16 protein-coding genes are annotated in these 12,982 nt (G+C 74.3%); 7 read left to right on the top strand and 9 right to left on the bottom strand.

Annotated elements, in window-relative coordinates; genetic code table 11:
• Window positions 1-2,286: an acyltransferase family protein gene (locus MUN78_RS16095; RefSeq protein WP_244727759.1), complete on the top strand. Its 2,286-nt coding sequence runs from the start codon at window positions 1-3 to the stop codon at window positions 2,284-2,286.
• 52 nt (window positions 2,287-2,338) lie between these two features.
• Here the strand turns inward: MUN78_RS16095 and MUN78_RS16090 are convergent, their stop codons facing one another.
• Window positions 2,339-3,955 (bottom strand): amidohydrolase, encoded by a 1,617-nt coding sequence (locus MUN78_RS16090; protein ID WP_244727757.1) that lies wholly within the window; start codon window positions 3,953-3,955, stop codon window positions 2,339-2,341.
• 155 nt (window positions 3,956-4,110) lie between these two features.
• Here MUN78_RS16090 and MUN78_RS16085 point away from each other — a divergent pair, with 155 nt between their 5' ends.
• Complete coding sequence (locus MUN78_RS16085) at window positions 4,111-5,058, top strand: methyltransferase family protein (RefSeq protein WP_244727755.1); 948 nt, start codon at window positions 4,111-4,113, stop codon at window positions 5,056-5,058.
• 8 nt (window positions 5,059-5,066) lie between these two features.
• Here the strand turns inward: MUN78_RS16085 and MUN78_RS16080 are convergent, their stop codons facing one another.
• Window positions 5,067-5,453 carry an MmcQ/YjbR family DNA-binding protein gene (locus MUN78_RS16080; protein ID WP_244727754.1) on the bottom strand — a complete coding sequence of 129 codons (387 nt, stop codon included), beginning with the start codon at window positions 5,451-5,453 and terminating at the stop codon, window positions 5,067-5,069.
• 59 nt (window positions 5,454-5,512) lie between these two features.
• Window positions 5,513-5,800, bottom strand: a complete 288-nt coding sequence (locus MUN78_RS16075) for a hypothetical protein (RefSeq protein WP_244692246.1) — start codon at window positions 5,798-5,800, stop codon at window positions 5,513-5,515.
• A 114-nt stretch (window positions 5,801-5,914) separates the two neighbouring features.
• Between MUN78_RS16075 and MUN78_RS16070 the strand changes: the two genes are divergently transcribed.
• Complete coding sequence (locus tag MUN78_RS16070; protein WP_244727752.1) at window positions 5,915-6,427, top strand: MarR family winged helix-turn-helix transcriptional regulator; 513 nt, start codon at window positions 5,915-5,917, stop codon at window positions 6,425-6,427.
• On the opposite strand, the gene MUN78_RS16065 is transcribed toward MUN78_RS16070, so the two are convergent.
• Together MUN78_RS16065 and glsA are read right to left on the bottom strand one after the other, a co-directional pair.
• The gene (locus MUN78_RS16065) at window positions 6,376-8,007 is read right to left on the bottom strand and encodes an MFS transporter (protein WP_244727750.1); all 1,632 of its coding nucleotides are present in this window, start codon (window positions 8,005-8,007) and stop codon (window positions 6,376-6,378) included. The two genes, MUN78_RS16070 and MUN78_RS16065, sit on opposite strands and share 52 nt — an antisense overlap.
• Window positions 8,004-9,020, bottom strand: a complete 1,017-nt coding sequence (gene glsA / locus MUN78_RS16060; RefSeq protein ID WP_244727748.1) for a glutaminase A — start codon at window positions 9,018-9,020, stop codon at window positions 8,004-8,006. The genes MUN78_RS16065 and glsA overlap by 4 nt, the downstream gene beginning before the upstream one ends.
• Window positions 9,021-9,224: 204 nt before the next feature.
• On the opposite strand from glsA, the gene MUN78_RS16055 reads away from it, so the two are divergent.
• On the top strand, window positions 9,225-9,773 hold the full coding sequence (locus MUN78_RS16055; protein WP_244692242.1) for a hypothetical protein: 549 nt from the start codon (window positions 9,225-9,227) through the stop codon (window positions 9,771-9,773).
• A 27-nt stretch (window positions 9,774-9,800) separates the two neighbouring features.
• Here MUN78_RS16055 and MUN78_RS16050 read toward each other — a convergent pair whose 3' ends face one another.
• Entirely contained in the window at window positions 9,801-10,058 is a 258-nt protein-coding gene (locus MUN78_RS16050; RefSeq protein WP_244692241.1) for a Rho termination factor N-terminal domain-containing protein, read from the bottom strand.
• A gap of 272 nt (window positions 10,059-10,330) precedes the next feature.
• Here MUN78_RS16050 and MUN78_RS16045 point away from each other — a divergent pair, with 272 nt between their 5' ends.
• Window positions 10,331-10,600, top strand: coding sequence for a GlsB/YeaQ/YmgE family stress response membrane protein (locus MUN78_RS16045; RefSeq protein ID WP_244692240.1), 270 nt, complete (start codon window positions 10,331-10,333; stop codon window positions 10,598-10,600).
• A 54-nt stretch (window positions 10,601-10,654) separates the two neighbouring features.
• Here the strand turns inward: MUN78_RS16045 and MUN78_RS16040 are convergent, their stop codons facing one another.
• From MUN78_RS16040 to MUN78_RS16030, 3 genes are read right to left on the bottom strand one after another with little or no spacing between them, the layout of a single operon-like run.
• Window positions 10,655-10,948, bottom strand: coding sequence for a DUF7882 family protein (locus MUN78_RS16040; RefSeq protein WP_244692239.1), 294 nt, complete (start codon window positions 10,946-10,948; stop codon window positions 10,655-10,657).
• Between the two features lie 55 nt (window positions 10,949-11,003).
• Complete coding sequence (locus tag MUN78_RS16035) at window positions 11,004-11,336, bottom strand: DUF7882 family protein (RefSeq protein WP_244692238.1); 333 nt, start codon at window positions 11,334-11,336, stop codon at window positions 11,004-11,006.
• A gap of 60 nt (window positions 11,337-11,396) precedes the next feature.
• Window positions 11,397-11,924: an SRPBCC family protein gene (locus tag MUN78_RS16030; protein ID WP_244727746.1), complete on the bottom strand. Its 528-nt coding sequence runs from the start codon at window positions 11,922-11,924 to the stop codon at window positions 11,397-11,399.
• 262 nt (window positions 11,925-12,186) lie between these two features.
• Here MUN78_RS16030 and MUN78_RS16025 point away from each other — a divergent pair, with 262 nt between their 5' ends.
• Window positions 12,187-12,387 (top strand): CsbD family protein, encoded by a 201-nt coding sequence (locus MUN78_RS16025; protein WP_244692237.1) that lies wholly within the window; start codon window positions 12,187-12,189, stop codon window positions 12,385-12,387.
• Window positions 12,388-12,439: 52 nt separating this feature from the next.
• Window positions 12,440-12,940 carry a CinA family protein gene (locus tag MUN78_RS16020; protein ID WP_244692236.1) on the top strand — a complete coding sequence of 167 codons (501 nt, stop codon included), beginning with the start codon at window positions 12,440-12,442 and terminating at the stop codon, window positions 12,938-12,940.
• Window positions 12,941-12,982 lie beyond the last annotated feature (42 nt).

Raw genomic sequence — 12,982 nt, 5'->3', positions numbered from 1 at the left:
ATGGAACCCATCGGCAACGCGGACTTCCGGGCGGCTCGGGCAGCGCCGCCGCGGTCGAGCGATGCCGTTTCGCACCCCTCCCCGGGTCGCCCGGGCGCCGACGCACCGGCCGGCGGGCACGGGATCCGGAAGGACATCCAGGGGCTCCGCGCCATCGCGGTCGCCCTCGTGCTCGTGTACCACCTCGCGCCCGACGCGCTCGCCGGCGGGTACATCGGCGTCGACGTCTTCTTCGTGATCTCGGGCTTCCTCATCACCGGGCAGCTGCTGCGCGAGGTCGCCGCGAGCGGCCGGATCGACCTCCCGCGCTTCTGGGCGCGGCGCGCGCGGCGCCTGCTGCCCGCGGCGCTCCTCGTGCTCGCGGCGACGCTGCTCGCGGTCTGGGTCGTCGCCCCGCGCGGCTTCCTCCCCTCCTTCCTCGTGCAGGTGGCCGCCTCCGCGGCCTACGCGCAGAACTGGGTGCTCGCGGGGCAGTCGGTCGACTACATGGCCGCCGAGGCGCAGGTGTCCCCGGTGCAGCACTACTGGTCGCTGTCCGTGGAGGAGCAGTTCTACATCGTCTGGCCGCTCGTGGCCGTGCTGGCCGCGGCGATCGCCGCGCGCCTCGCCCGGCGCTTCCGCCCGGTGTTCGCGATCATCGTCGGCGGGATCGCGGCGGCCTCGCTCCTCGCCTCCGTCCTCATGACGGCGCTCGCCCCCGCGCAGGCGTACTTCGCGACGACGACGCGGGCGTGGGAGTTCGCGGCGGGCGGACTGCTCGCCTGGATCGCCTCCGCGTCCTCCCGGCCGCTCGAACGGATCCCGCGCGCGATCCGCGTGCTCGCGGCCTGGGCGGGGCTCGCCGGGATCGCGCTCGCGGCGCTCGCCTTCACGGACGCGACCGCGTTCCCCGGCACGGCGGCCCTCCTCCCGGTGCTCGCGACCGTGCTCGTCATCGCGGCGCAGGAGCCCGCGGGGCGGGGATCCCCGAGCGCACTGCTCGCGGCGCGGCCGATGCAGTGGCTCGGCGACGTCTCCTACGGCGCCTACCTCTGGCACTTCCCGCTCATCGTGCTCGCCCCGTTCGCCCTGGGGCGCGCGGCGGGACCGGTCGGGGCCGTCGGCATCGCGGCGCTGACGCTGCTGCTCGCCTGGGGATCGAAGGTGCTCGTGGAGGATCCGTTCCGCACCGGCCTGTCGCGCGCCTGGCCGAACGGCCGCGCGCTCGCGATCACCTCGGCGGGCATGGCGGCGCTGCTCGGCTTCTCGCTCGCCGGGGTCGCCGCGGCCGACCAGCAGGTCGAGGCGGAGCGCGAGCGGGTCGTCGCGCAGCTGCAGGATCCCGATCCCTGCCTCGGCGCCTCGGCGCTCGAGCCCGGCTCGGGCTGCGAGCCGCTGCCCGAGCAGCTGCCCATCCCCGAGCCGGCGCTCGCCGACCGGGCGCCCGAGCGCTGCCTGAGCGCGCAGGAGGGCGACGAGCTCAAGGTGTGCGAGTACGGCAGCCCCGCCGCGGAGGCCGCCCGGACCATCGCGCTCGTCGGGGATTCGCACGCCGAGCAGTGGCTCCCCGCCCTGGCCGGCACGGCCGAGGATCGGGGATGGCGCCTGCTCGTCATCGCGAAGGCCTCCTGCCCCTTCACGGAGGCCGAGCGGGACTACACGACCTCGCCCGATGCCGAGAACGAGCGCTTCCGCGCCGACTGCGACGCTTGGAACGACGCGGCGCTCGACTACCTCGAGGCCGAGCCGTCGATCGACACGGTGATCACCGCCGCGAAGGCGACGAACCGGGTCGTGCCGGCGGCGGGCGAACCGTGGGAGGAGACCGCGAAGCAGGCCTACGAGGAGCGCTGGCGCGCGCTGCCCGACTCCGTGCGGCGGGTGGTCGCGATCCGCGACACGCCGCAGATGGCGGACGGGGTGCTCACGTGCGTCTCGGAGCAGGGCGAACGGGCGGCCGACGCCTGCGCGGTCGAGAAGGACGAGGCGATCCCGGCCGATCCGCTCGCCGAGGCCGCGGAGGCCGTCGGAGCGGCGCCCGCCGCGACGAGCGTCGCGGCGGGATCCGCCCCGCTCGATGGCGACCGCGGCGACGGCGCGCTCGAGGGGGCGTCCGGCTCCCTGGGGGCCGGCGGGCCCGAGGTGGATCTCGTGGATCTCAGCGACTACTTCGTGGTGGACGACGCCTGCCCGCCGGTCATCGGGGGCGTCCTCGCCTTCCGCGATTCGCACCACGTCAGCTGGGCCTACGCCGAGCTCCTCGCGGACCCCCTCACGGCGCAGCTCGATCGGGCGCTCGCGAGCTGAGCGGCGGCGCCCGGCTCAGCGGCGGCGCCCGGCTCTCGAGAAGGCGCCCGGCTCAGGAGAAGGCGCCGTCCACGGCGGTGGCGAGCACCGTGGCCGTCGCGAGGGACTCCGCGTCGGCGGTGAGCGGGTCTGCATCGATGACGACGAGATCGGCGCGCAGGCCGGGGCGCAGCGCGCCGATCTCGTGCTCGCTGCGCAGCTGCCACGCGGCGTTCGCCGTGTGCGCCCGCAGCGCGTCCGCCCGCGACACCGCCGTGCCGCCGCCGAGCCGGCGGCCGGTGCGCGAGGTCCGGGTCTCGGCCACGGCCATGTTCCGCAGCGGCTCGCACGGCGTGACCGTGCCGTCGTTGTGGAAGGTGGCGCGGTGGCCGGCGGCGAAGGCGGCCCCCGCGTCGGCCCAGGCCGCGCCTCGTTCGCCGAACAGGTCGTCGACGAGCACGTCGCCCCAGTAGGTGAGATGGTCGACGAACACGCTGACCGTCGCCCCGAGCCGCTGCGCCCGCGCGTACTGCGCCGGTGTCATGAGGCCGCAGTGCTCGACCCGGAAGCGGTGGTCGCTCAGCCCGAAGCGCTCGATGAGGGTCTCGTACGCGTCGAGGGTGCTGTCGATCGCGACATCGCCGTGGGCGTGGCAGGCGAGCTGCCACCCCTCCCCCGCGTACTGGCCGCCGATCTCCACGAGCTGCTCGGTCGTGTAGTTCGCCCGGCCGACGTGGCCGGGCGAAAGGCCGATCGCGCGCGTCGCCGGGGTGTCGAGGTAGGGGAACGAGGCCGCGATGTTGCCGACCCACGGCGAACCGTCCGACCACACTTTCACCCCCACCTGGCGCACGAGCGCATCGCCGTCGCCCATCCGGGCGGTTGCGCGCGCGCCGGGCCGCGACATCTCGTAGCCGCGGATGCGGGTCGGCAGTGTACCGGCGGCGGCCATGCCGGCGAAGAGCCCGCCGAGATCCTCCGTCCAGGTGAGGTCGGCGACCGTCGTCACCCCGCGCTCCCGCATCCCGCGCAGCAGCTCCGCCATGCGCCGCGGGAGCTCCGCCCGCGCGGCGGCGAGGGCGGGCCCCGCGATCCGCATCACGGCGGCGGCCTCCAGGGCGACGCCCGTCAGCGCGCCGGCGGCGTCGCGGCCGTAGGCGGCCCCCGCGGGATCGGGGGTGCCGGCGTCCACCCCCGCCTCCCGGGCCGCGGCCGCGTTGAAGTACGCCGAGTGCAGGGAGTTGTGGACGATCACGAGCGGGATGTCGCCCGCGAGCGCATCGAGCTCCGCCATCGTCGGCGGGGTGAGGCCGCGCTGCAGCAGCGGATCCCAGCCGTTCGCGAGCACGCGCGCGGGCCGGGGTCCGTCCGTCAGCGCCGCGCGGATCGCGGCCCAGACGCCGTCGGCCGTTGCGATCGTGACGGGGCGGATGTCGACCGTCCCCTCCCCGAGCAGCGCGGCCGCCTCGGAGGGATGACCATGCGGTTCGATGAGGCCGGGCAGCGCCCAGCCTTCGCCGAGATCGACGCGCGCGGCGCCGGCCGGCGCGCTCACCTCCTCGCGGGAGCCGATGGCGGTGATGACGCCGCCCTCCACGAGCATGGCCTCGGGCCGGGCGTCCGCGCCGCGGGCCTCCGCGTCGGTGCGGACGAAGCGTCCGGTGATGAGGGTCGGGCGCGATTCCGGCACGGGGGATCCTTTCGAGGGCTGCGCCGGCGCTCACCGCCGGCCCGTACGCCCCACTATGCCCGGATCCCGGCGTGCGCGCACCCCGCGGCCGCTGTGCGGCCCGCGCGGGGCAGCGCGGCCCGGGCGACGCGGCGGCGACGCCTAGACTCGGTGCCATGCCCGCCCGCCCGATCGCCCGCGCCTACTTCGCCGCGCAGGCGGTCGCCGGCGCGGCCTGGTGGCTCGCCGTCTGGACGGTGCCCGCGGTGCGCGACGCGACGCTCGGCGGGCTCGACCCGCTGCTCGTCGCGCTCGGGGACCTACCGTGCTTCGTCCTGGCGTCGGCGTTCGCGGCATCGGGCCTCCGCTGGGCTGTGTGGATCGTCGTGCCGTGGACGTGCGCGGTCGCGGCCGGGATGGCTCTCTACGCCACGATCACGGGGCTTGCCGGGTGGGGAGCGCTGCTCATGCTCGGCGCCGGGGGCGGCACGGTGCTCGCCGGCGTCGCGCTTCGCCTCGGCCGACTCCCGAGCGAGCGGCTGCTCGTCGGACCGTTCGCCCCCCGGGAGGCGCAGCGCGCGAGCGCGGGGCGCCAGCTCGCGCGGACGGCGGCGCAGACCGCCGTGTTCTGGGGGTGCTTTCTCCTCGTGATCCCGCTCGGCATCGCCGCGGTCGAGGCGCGCTGGGGCCTGCGTCTCCCGATCGGCGCCGTCGATGAGCCCGTCCGCGCGGCGGGCGTCGTCGCGGGCGCCGCCCTCCTCGTGGCCGCGAGCGCGCTCGGCACCTGGTCGGCGCACGCCATGGCGACGCGGGGCGACGGGACGCCGCTGCCCGCGGCGACGGCGCGCCGTCTGGTCGTCTCCGGGCCGTACCGCTGGGTGCGCAATCCGATGGCGATCGCCGGCATCGCGCAGGGCGTCGCGGTGGGCCTGCTCCTCGGGTCGTGGCTCGTGGTGCTCTACGCGCTCGCCGGCTCGCTGCTGTGGAACCGCGCGATCAGGCCGCACGAGGAGGCGGATCTCGCCGCGCGATTCGGGGCGGAGTTCGCGGCGTACGCCGCGCGCGTCGCGTGCTGGGCGCCGCGGCGGCCCGGGGCGGTCGCGCGCGCGGCCCGCTCCTCCTGAGCCCGGTCTCAGCCCTCGCGGCGCCCGAAGGTCTCCGGGTCGACCGGCCGCACCCCGCGCGGCAGGCCCTCGACGACGAGCAGGTAGGACTCCGTGACGAGGTCGGCGAGCAGCGCGGCATCGAGCGTGCCGCCGGGCGACAGGGTGATCCAGTGCCGCTTGTTCATGTGGTAGCCGGGGGAGACCTCGGGATACGCCTCGCGGAGGACCGCCCCGTCGGCCGGCCGCGCCTTGAGCGTCACGATCTCGTGGCCGACCGCGGCGGAGAGCAGCATGAACACCTTGCCCCGCACCTTGTACACCTCGTGCTCGGGGCCGAAGGGATGCTCGAGCGCGGCGCCGGGGAGTTCATCCGCGCGCGCCGCGGCGTGCGCGTGCAGCCGGGTTCCGTCCATGCCCCCATTCTCGTGCACGCCTCCGACCCCGGGGCGCCGCGCGCGCCGGAGCGCGGAGCTCAGGCGGCGCCGAGGGCGCCGTGGCGGCCGCCGCGCGCGCCCACGACGAGCAGCGCGTCGACGTCGGGAGCATCATCGGGCACCGGCTCCCCCGCGTGCCCGCGGGGCCTGCCGTGCCGGTCGAGCTCGATGGAGAGGAAGCGGTCGCCGAAACGGTTCACGAGCATCGCGAAGGGCGCGGCGTTGACCGTCGCGACGGCGACGGTCAGCCCCTTCGCGAGCAGTTCCTCGGCGAGCTCGATCGCGGCGGCGATCGACGGCATGTTCCAGCGGGCCTGCGCGGTCATGGGCGACACTCCTTCCGAGCGAACGCTCGGCCGATCCATTCACTTTTCATCACCCTAACAGTTAGGATAGACCTAACTGATTCGGAGCGGGACATTCACAGGGGAGGCGGAGGAATGGGCGGCACGACGCGCCAGGAGCTGGTCGAGCAGTACCGGAGGGATCGCCGGGCGATGTCGGAGCTCTTCATGCCGCGGCTCACGAGCCCGTTCCTCGACCTCGAGCTCACGCTGCACCAGCTCAAGGTCGTGCTGCTCGTCGCCTCCGGCCGCGCCGCCTCGGGGAAGGCGCTGGCGCAGGCCCTCGAGATCACCCCGGCGAGCGTCTCGACGACCGTCGAGCGACTCGTCGCGCTGGACTATCTCGCGCGCGCCGATGCGACCGCCGACCGCCGCGTCAAGCGGCTCGTCCCCACGCCGCGAGCCGTGCGGCTCTGCGACCGCATCACCGATCACCAGAACGCGAGCGACGACCTCCTGGAGGCGCTCTCGGACGACGAGCTCGCGGCGCTCGCCCGAGGCGTCGCGGCCGTCCGTCGCGCCGCCGAGGCGCGCGCCGGGAGCGGCCAGGCGCGCGATCAGTCCCCGGAGCCCGCGGGCGAGGGGTCGGGGATCTCCTCCGGCCGGTAGCGCGGGAGCCGCGACGCGGGGATCGCCGCGACCGCGCTGATGCCGGCGAGGATCAGGAAGCCGAGCTTCAGCGTGCGCAGGCGCTGCTCCTCGTTCAGCGCGACGGCCGCGTCGACCTGCTCGGGCGTGGCGTCGGTCTCCGCGAGCACGGCGCGCAGTTCGTCGTTCGCGACGAAGTTCACGCTGTCGAGGTCGACCTGCTCGACGAGCTCCGCCGGAAGCTCCGGGTGCGATTCGGCGGCCTGGGTCACGCCGAAGGTGAGCAGCGTGACGAGCACCGCCCCCATCACCGCCGTGCCGACCGCGGAGGCGAGATTCTGCGTCGTGCCGCGGATCGAGCCGACGTCTCCGGCGAGCTCCTTCGGCGCAGCGGTCACGAGGACGTTGAAGACGAGGGTGACGAGCGCCCCCTGCCCGATCCCGAACACCACGAGGCCGAGGATTGTCGGCAGCGTCTCCCAGTTGTTCGTGACGACGAAGGCGAGCCAGACGAGCGCGGCCGTGGTCAGCCCGAAGGAGACGAGCGCGATGGTGCGCGGCGCGTAACGGCGGGAGAAGCGCACGATGAGCGTCGCCGTGACGAACACGGTCAGGTTGAAGGGCATCATGGCGAGCGAGGTGTCGAACGGGGTGCGCCCCTGCACCACCTGGATGTAGGTCGGCAGCGTGAAGTTCACGGCGGCCTCCATGGCCACGATGATGAACATCGCGTACACCGCCGCCCGCTCCTCGGGGCGGTCGAGCACGCCGAGATCCACGAGGGGGCGCCCGCCGGCGCGCATGCGACGGCGGGTCCGCAGGAAGAAGAGCTGTCCGAGCACGACGCCCAGCACGACGAGCACCGGGGCGGGCGAGAGTCCCGCGAGGGAGAACGGCGCCGCATCGCGGGCCGCGATCACGCCCCAGCCGTTCAGGTTGTTGAAGCCGAGCGTGAGCAGGACGACGGCGGCGCCGATGAGCACGGAGGCGACGACGTCGATCTTCACCGTCCGGTCGCCGCGGTCCGAGCGCAGGCCGAAGCTCAGCACGAACACCGCGACGGCGAGCGCGAGCGTGATCCCGAACACCGGCCGCCAGCCCACGAGGGTGCCGAGCGTGCCGCCGATGAGGAAGGCGCTCATGCCCGAGAACGCCCGGGCCGAGCCGAGCGAGCCCACGGCCGTCGCCTGCTGCGCGCCGCGGTAGTTCTCGGCGATGAGCGCGACGAGCGCGGGGACGATGATCGCCGCGGCCGCGCCCGCGAGCACCTGCCCCGAGATCGCCCAGCCGATGCTCTGCGCGAGGATCATCAAGAGCGAGGACCCGGCGAACACCACGACGACGACCCGGAAGATGAGCACCCACCCGATGCGCTGCCCGAGTTTCGCGCCGGTCATCACGAGCGCGGCGACCGCGAGCCCGTAGACGACGATCGTCGTGCTCGCCGTCGTGGGCGGCACCCCGAAGTCCTCGACCATGCCGCCGAGGGAGATGGGCAGCGCGGCGACGTTGAAGGACATGAGCACCTGGGCGAGGAACAGGCCGACCATGGGCGTCCAGGAGCGCCTGGCCTCCTCGGTGCCCGTGCTGGCTGCGGTCATGACGATCCCCCTCCGACGGTCCCCGCGGCGGTCGACGCGAAGAGATTGAGTCCCAGCGCGCGGGACAGGAAGGCGCACGCGCGCTGGCCGCGGACGCTGTTGCCCGCCGCATCGAGCGGGGGCGAGAACGCCCCGAGCGCACCCTTGCCCGGGGCCACGGCGACGATGCCGCCCGAGACCCCGGACTTCGCGGGCAGGCCGATCTCGAACAGCCATTCGCCGGAGCGCTCGTACATGCCGCACGCCGCGAGCACCGCGAGGGTGTCCCGCGCCACCTCGGCGGACACGACCCGCGCGCCGGTGACGGGATTCACGCCGCCGTCGGCGAGCGTCGCCCCCATGACGGCGAGGTCGCGCGTCGTCACGGCGAGCGCGCACTGGCGCGTATAGATGTCGACGGTCTCCTCGGGTTCGGCGTCCAGACGTCCGTAGCCGTCGAGCAGACGGGCGATGCCGCGATTGCGCTGGTTCGTGAGGATCTCGGAGCGGTACACCTCGCCGTCGAGCGGGAGCTCGCGCCCCGCGAAGCGCGAGAGCCCGCTCCGGATCAGCTGCCAGCGCTCCTCCCCGGAGGTCGCCGGGAGCATCGCGGTCGTGGCGATGGCCCCGGCGTTGACCATGGGGTTCATCGGGCTGCCCTCGTTGAGCTCGAGCGCGATCACCGAGTTGAACGGGAGTCCGGTGTTGTTCACGCCCACCCGCTCGTGCACCGCCCGGTGTCCGATCGCCTCGCACACGAGCGCGAAGACGAAGGCCTTCGAGATCGACTGGATCGAGAATGCGACGGCGACGTCGCCCGCCTCGTGCAGGCCGCCCTCCGTGCTCACGAGGGACAGGCCGAAGCCGGCGGGGTCCGCCTCCGCGAGGATCGGGATGTAGTCGGCGACCGCCCCCTCGCCGTGCCCCCGGTACCTGGCGTGGGCCTCGGCGATCAGTTCGTCGACTCGGGCGGCGGACGGCAGCCCGCCGGTCGACGCCCGCTGCGCGATGTCGAGCACATCGGTCTCGAACATGATCCCCCCGATCATCGGGGCACCCCCGCCCCCACGCTCATTGTGCCTCATGGCCGGCCGCGCCGCACCCGTCGGATGATACGACGGAGGCGTTCGCCTGTCGACCCGCTGCCGGGCCGGCGCACGCCGCCGTACCGTCGGAGACGAGGGGCGGGGCGCCCCGCGAGGAGACGGCCCGGATGGGCCGGGCGAGGAGGACGCGCCATGCGAGACGAGGAGGAACGGATCGAGCCCGACGTCGACGAGGACAGCCCCGAGCTCGAGGCCGCCCAGCACCCCGAGCCGCCGCATCCCGCGAGCCGGTTCGACGCGGGCACCGGTCAGGGCACGGTGCACGGCCCGCCGCTCGACGGCGGCCTGCTCGAGCACCCGATTCTCGACGGCTCGACGCAGCACCCCGGAGCCGAGGCCACCGTCCCGAATCCCTATCGCGGCGAGGACGATCCCGCGCTCGTCGGCCGGCAGCCCGCGCTCACCACTGCCAACACGATGCGCTGGCTCGTGGCCGCCATCGTCGCGACGGTGCTGCTCGGCACCGCGCTCTTCCTCCTCTACCCGTACGATCCGCTCTGGTGCAGCATCGGCATCGGCGTGCTGCTGGTCGGCCTGCTCGGGATGCTCGGGGTGCGCGCCTCCCGACTCGGCCAGCGCGCGCGACTGCGGGCGGACGCCGTGCTGCTCGCCGCGCTCTGGCTGCTGCCGCTCGGTATCATCCTCTCGGTGATGCTGGGGCGGGCCGCCGCGATCTGGTGAGGCGCGGCGGCCGCGGGGAGGCGGTTCCTAGTGGTTCCGGAGCCGCTCGATGAGCTCGCCCTTTCGCAGGCGGGAGACGCCGGTCAGCCCGAGTTCCTTCGCGCGCTCGCGGAGTTCCGGGACCGTGCGATCCTCGTAGTCCTCCGCCTCGCCGCCGCGGCGGCCGACCGCGGAGCGGCCCTCCTTCGCCGCCGCGTTCGAGATGCGGGCGGCCTTCTCCTCGGAGGCGCCCTCATCGCGGAGCCTGTCGTAGAGCTTCGGATCCTTCAACTGCGGGGTCGGCATGATGCTCCTTCCGTTCGCCGTCGCCGCGACCCGCTCGGAGGCGCATCGCGGCCGATCGCGATCGCGACCGATCGACGCCCCCACGCTACGGGCCCGTCCGCGATGCCGGGAGGGCCTCGACAGGAGCGCGCACCGGGGTTACGCTTCCCGGCGGATCCCGCGGCTACCCCACTCGGCCCGCGCCGCGCAACCCCCTGCTGCCGGGCCCGCGCCGGTCATAGCGTCGAGACACGAACGGCTGCGGACGCGGCCGTCGCGAAGGGAGGACGATCATGAGTTTCATCGCATTCCTGGTGCTGGGCCTGATCGCCGGAGCGATCGCGAAAGCGATCCTGCCTGGCCGGCAGGGCGGCGGCTGGATCGCCACGCTGCTGCTGGGCGTCGTCGGGGCCCTGCTGGGCGGCTGGCTCGGTTCGCTGCTGTTCGGCGTCGACCTGCAGGAGTTCTGGTCGCTCCAGACCTGGCTCGTCGCGATCGGCGGCGCGATCGTCGTGCTGCTGATCTACGGCCTGATCGTCGGACGCCGGCGAGACCCGGCCTGAGCGCCCGACCCGACGGTCCGGCGGCCCGCGGCGCGCTCTGCTCCGCGGCGCGGCCTACTCCGCGGCCTCCGGCTCCTCGACGAGCCGGAGGCCCGCGGGGCTGTTGGCGAGGTCCGAGAGCACCTCCAGCCAGGCGAGGTTCAGCGGCTCGGCGCGGTACTCGTCGAAGTCGAACACGAGGTCCACGGAGGGGTGCAGCCATACCGTGCGCTGCGCCGCCCCCTCGTTCCACGTGAGGACGAAGCTCTCCTGGCGGAGCAGCTTCGCCGTGATGACCGCCCGCAGGTGCGCGAGCGTCCGATCGTCGAAGGCGTACGACAATCGCGGTCCGTAATGCAGGCACCCCATGGTGATCGTCTCCCATCCCCGTGCGGCGGACGGATCCGCAGCACCCCCGCGCGCGTCACGATTGTTCCGCGCGCTCCTTCGCGAAGGCCTCGGCTTCGGCCTCCGATACGATGACCATACCGCGGGACGTGTGCGCGAGGTCGCGCAGCACCTCGAGCCAGACGGGATTGAGCTCGGGCGAGCGGCTGCCCGCGAAGCGGAAGATGAGCGGAATGCTCGGCGAGACCCACAGCGAGATGCGCCCGCTGCCCTTCTCGACCGGATTCGACCAGCTGATGAAGAACGACTCCTGCCGTCGCAGCTTCTGTCCGACCGCGGATTTCAGATGCGCGAGCGTCCGATCCTCGATCTCGTACTCGGCCCCCGGCCCGTAAATCAGGTATCCCATGCGCTCATGGTCCCAGACCCCCGCGCGAAAGGCCAGGCCGCGCCCGACGACTCGCCGGGATCAGCCGGCGCGCGGGGACGGCGGGGCCTCAGGCACCGCGGCCGCCCCACCCGCGTCGGCCGCTCCCGCCGCCGTCCCTCCCGCGGCCCCGCCCCGCGCACCGCCCTCGGCGAGAGACGCGAGTCGGCGCAGGGTCTCGGCGTTGCGGCGGGCGAGCAGCGCGTCCGTGAGGGCCCGCGGCAGCATCCGGGCCGGACCCCGGGTCGCGCGCTCGGTGATGCGCACCGTGCAGCCCTCGGGGTGGGGAACCGCCTCGATCCAGACTCTGGCCTCGCCGACGGGCCAGCCGCGGGCCTGCAGCCCCATCCGCTGCGGCGGGTCCCAGGCGATCGAGCTGGTCGTGTCGTCGATGAGCATCGGCCAGACGCCCACGGAGTGCCGCAGGCGGGCGCCGGGCGCCGGCCAGTGCGCGTCGACGTCGCGCATGCGCGAGGCGCCGACGACCCAGACGGGGTAGAGCCAGCCGTCCGCGAGCACGCGGAAGACCGCTTCGGGCGTGCACCGCATCAGTCGCCGATTGCGCGCCATGCCCGTCCTCCTCGCCCGGCCCAGGTGACCGATCGCCCGAGCGGCCTTCGGGCCGCCCGATCCCAGTGTGCCGCTCGCGGCGCGCGGGCGCACGGGGTTGACATCGGACGGCCGGCGGCATCGGCGTCGGACGGTCCCCCGCCCCGCATTGCACACCCGCTCCCCGCGCGGCAACCCCCTGGCCCCGCGGCGACGGCCCTGGCAGCGTGGAGTCCGAAGCAGATCGCACCGCCCGGTCGGCGGTGCCGGAAAGGAGAAGACCATGAGCGCATCGGACAAGGCAGAGGCCCACATGGACAAGCTGAAGGGCACCGCGAAGGAGGCCGTCGGTCGCGTCACCGGCGACGACGAGCAGGTCGCCGAGGGCAAGATGGATCAGGTGAAGGGCGACCTCAAGGGCGCCGCAGAGAAGGTGAAGGACTCCGTCAAGGACGTCTTCGACCGCGATTCGCGGGACCAGTGAGCACGCCGGGCGGGCCCGCGCGGCCGGCCCGCCCGGCTGAGCGGGGGCGGCCATGACCGGGGATCCGAGGAGCGAGCGCTCCGCGGTGCTCGTCGAGGAGATCGCGCGCGTCGCGAGCGACCGATGCGTGCGCATCGCGACGGCCGAATCGCTGACCGGCGGGATGCTCGCCGCCGCCCTCTCCGCGGGGCCGGAGGCCGGGTCGTGGTACCGCGGGGGCGTCGTGGCATATCATCCATCCGTCAAGCACGAACTGCTCGGCGTGCCCGACGTGCCGGTCGTCTCGGCGGCGTCGGCGCGGTCGATGGCGGCTTCCGCGGCCCGCCTGCTGCGCGCGGAGTACGCGCTCTCCCTGACGGGGGTCGGCGGCCCGGGCCCGCAGGACGGCATCGAGCCGGGCCGCGTCTACATCGCCGATCTGGCCCCCGCGGCCGCGCCGCGGGCGGTCCCGTACCGTTTCGACGGCGAACCGCTCGAGATCATGCGGCGCACGATCGACGCCGCGCTCGCGCAGCTGCTCGAGGCGCTGCACGCCGGCGCGCCCGCCGAGTGAACCCGGGCGGCGCGTCCGCACCGCGCGTCGCGGGTGCGCGGG

The sequence above is a fragment of the Leucobacter allii genome (genome assembly GCF_022919155.1).
Lineage (GTDB): Bacteria > Actinomycetota > Actinomycetes > Actinomycetales > Microbacteriaceae > Leucobacter > Leucobacter allii.
Note: the sequence above shows the minus strand (reverse complement) of the source record. Positions and strands in the feature narration are given on the sequence as shown.

Coding starts and splice junctions, on each gene's coding strand:
- MUN78_RS16030 (WP_244727746.1), bottom strand. CDS start 11,924: ATGGCGCGCAATCGGCGACTGATGCGGTGCACGCCCGAAGCGGTCTTC.
- MUN78_RS16075 (WP_244692246.1), bottom strand. CDS start 5,800: ATGACCGCGCAGGCCCGCTGGAACATGCCGTCGATCGCCGCCGCGATC.
- MUN78_RS16055 (WP_244692242.1), top strand. CDS start 9,225: ATGCGAGACGAGGAGGAACGGATCGAGCCCGACGTCGACGAGGACAGC.
- MUN78_RS16080 (WP_244727754.1), bottom strand. CDS start 5,453: ATGGACGGAACCCGGCTGCACGCGCACGCCGCGGCGCGCGCGGATGAA.
- MUN78_RS16065 (WP_244727750.1), bottom strand. CDS start 8,007: ATGACCGCAGCCAGCACGGGCACCGAGGAGGCCAGGCGCTCCTGGACG.
- MUN78_RS16095 (WP_244727759.1), top strand. CDS start 1: ATGGAACCCATCGGCAACGCGGACTTCCGGGCGGCTCGGGCAGCGCCG.
- MUN78_RS16045 (WP_244692240.1), top strand. CDS start 10,331: ATGAGTTTCATCGCATTCCTGGTGCTGGGCCTGATCGCCGGAGCGATC.
- MUN78_RS16025 (WP_244692237.1), top strand. CDS start 12,187: ATGAGCGCATCGGACAAGGCAGAGGCCCACATGGACAAGCTGAAGGGC.
- MUN78_RS16020 (WP_244692236.1), top strand. CDS start 12,440: ATGACCGGGGATCCGAGGAGCGAGCGCTCCGCGGTGCTCGTCGAGGAG.
- MUN78_RS16070 (WP_244727752.1), top strand. CDS start 5,915: ATGGGCGGCACGACGCGCCAGGAGCTGGTCGAGCAGTACCGGAGGGAT.
- MUN78_RS16050 (WP_244692241.1), bottom strand. CDS start 10,058: ATGCCGACCCCGCAGTTGAAGGATCCGAAGCTCTACGACAGGCTCCGC.
- glsA (WP_244727748.1), bottom strand. CDS start 9,020: ATGTTCGAGACCGATGTGCTCGACATCGCGCAGCGGGCGTCGACCGGC.
- MUN78_RS16040 (WP_244692239.1), bottom strand. CDS start 10,948: ATGGGGTGCCTGCATTACGGACCGCGATTGTCGTACGCCTTCGACGAT.
- MUN78_RS16085 (WP_244727755.1), top strand. CDS start 4,111: ATGCCCGCCCGCCCGATCGCCCGCGCCTACTTCGCCGCGCAGGCGGTC.
- MUN78_RS16035 (WP_244692238.1), bottom strand. CDS start 11,336: ATGGGATACCTGATTTACGGGCCGGGGGCCGAGTACGAGATCGAGGAT.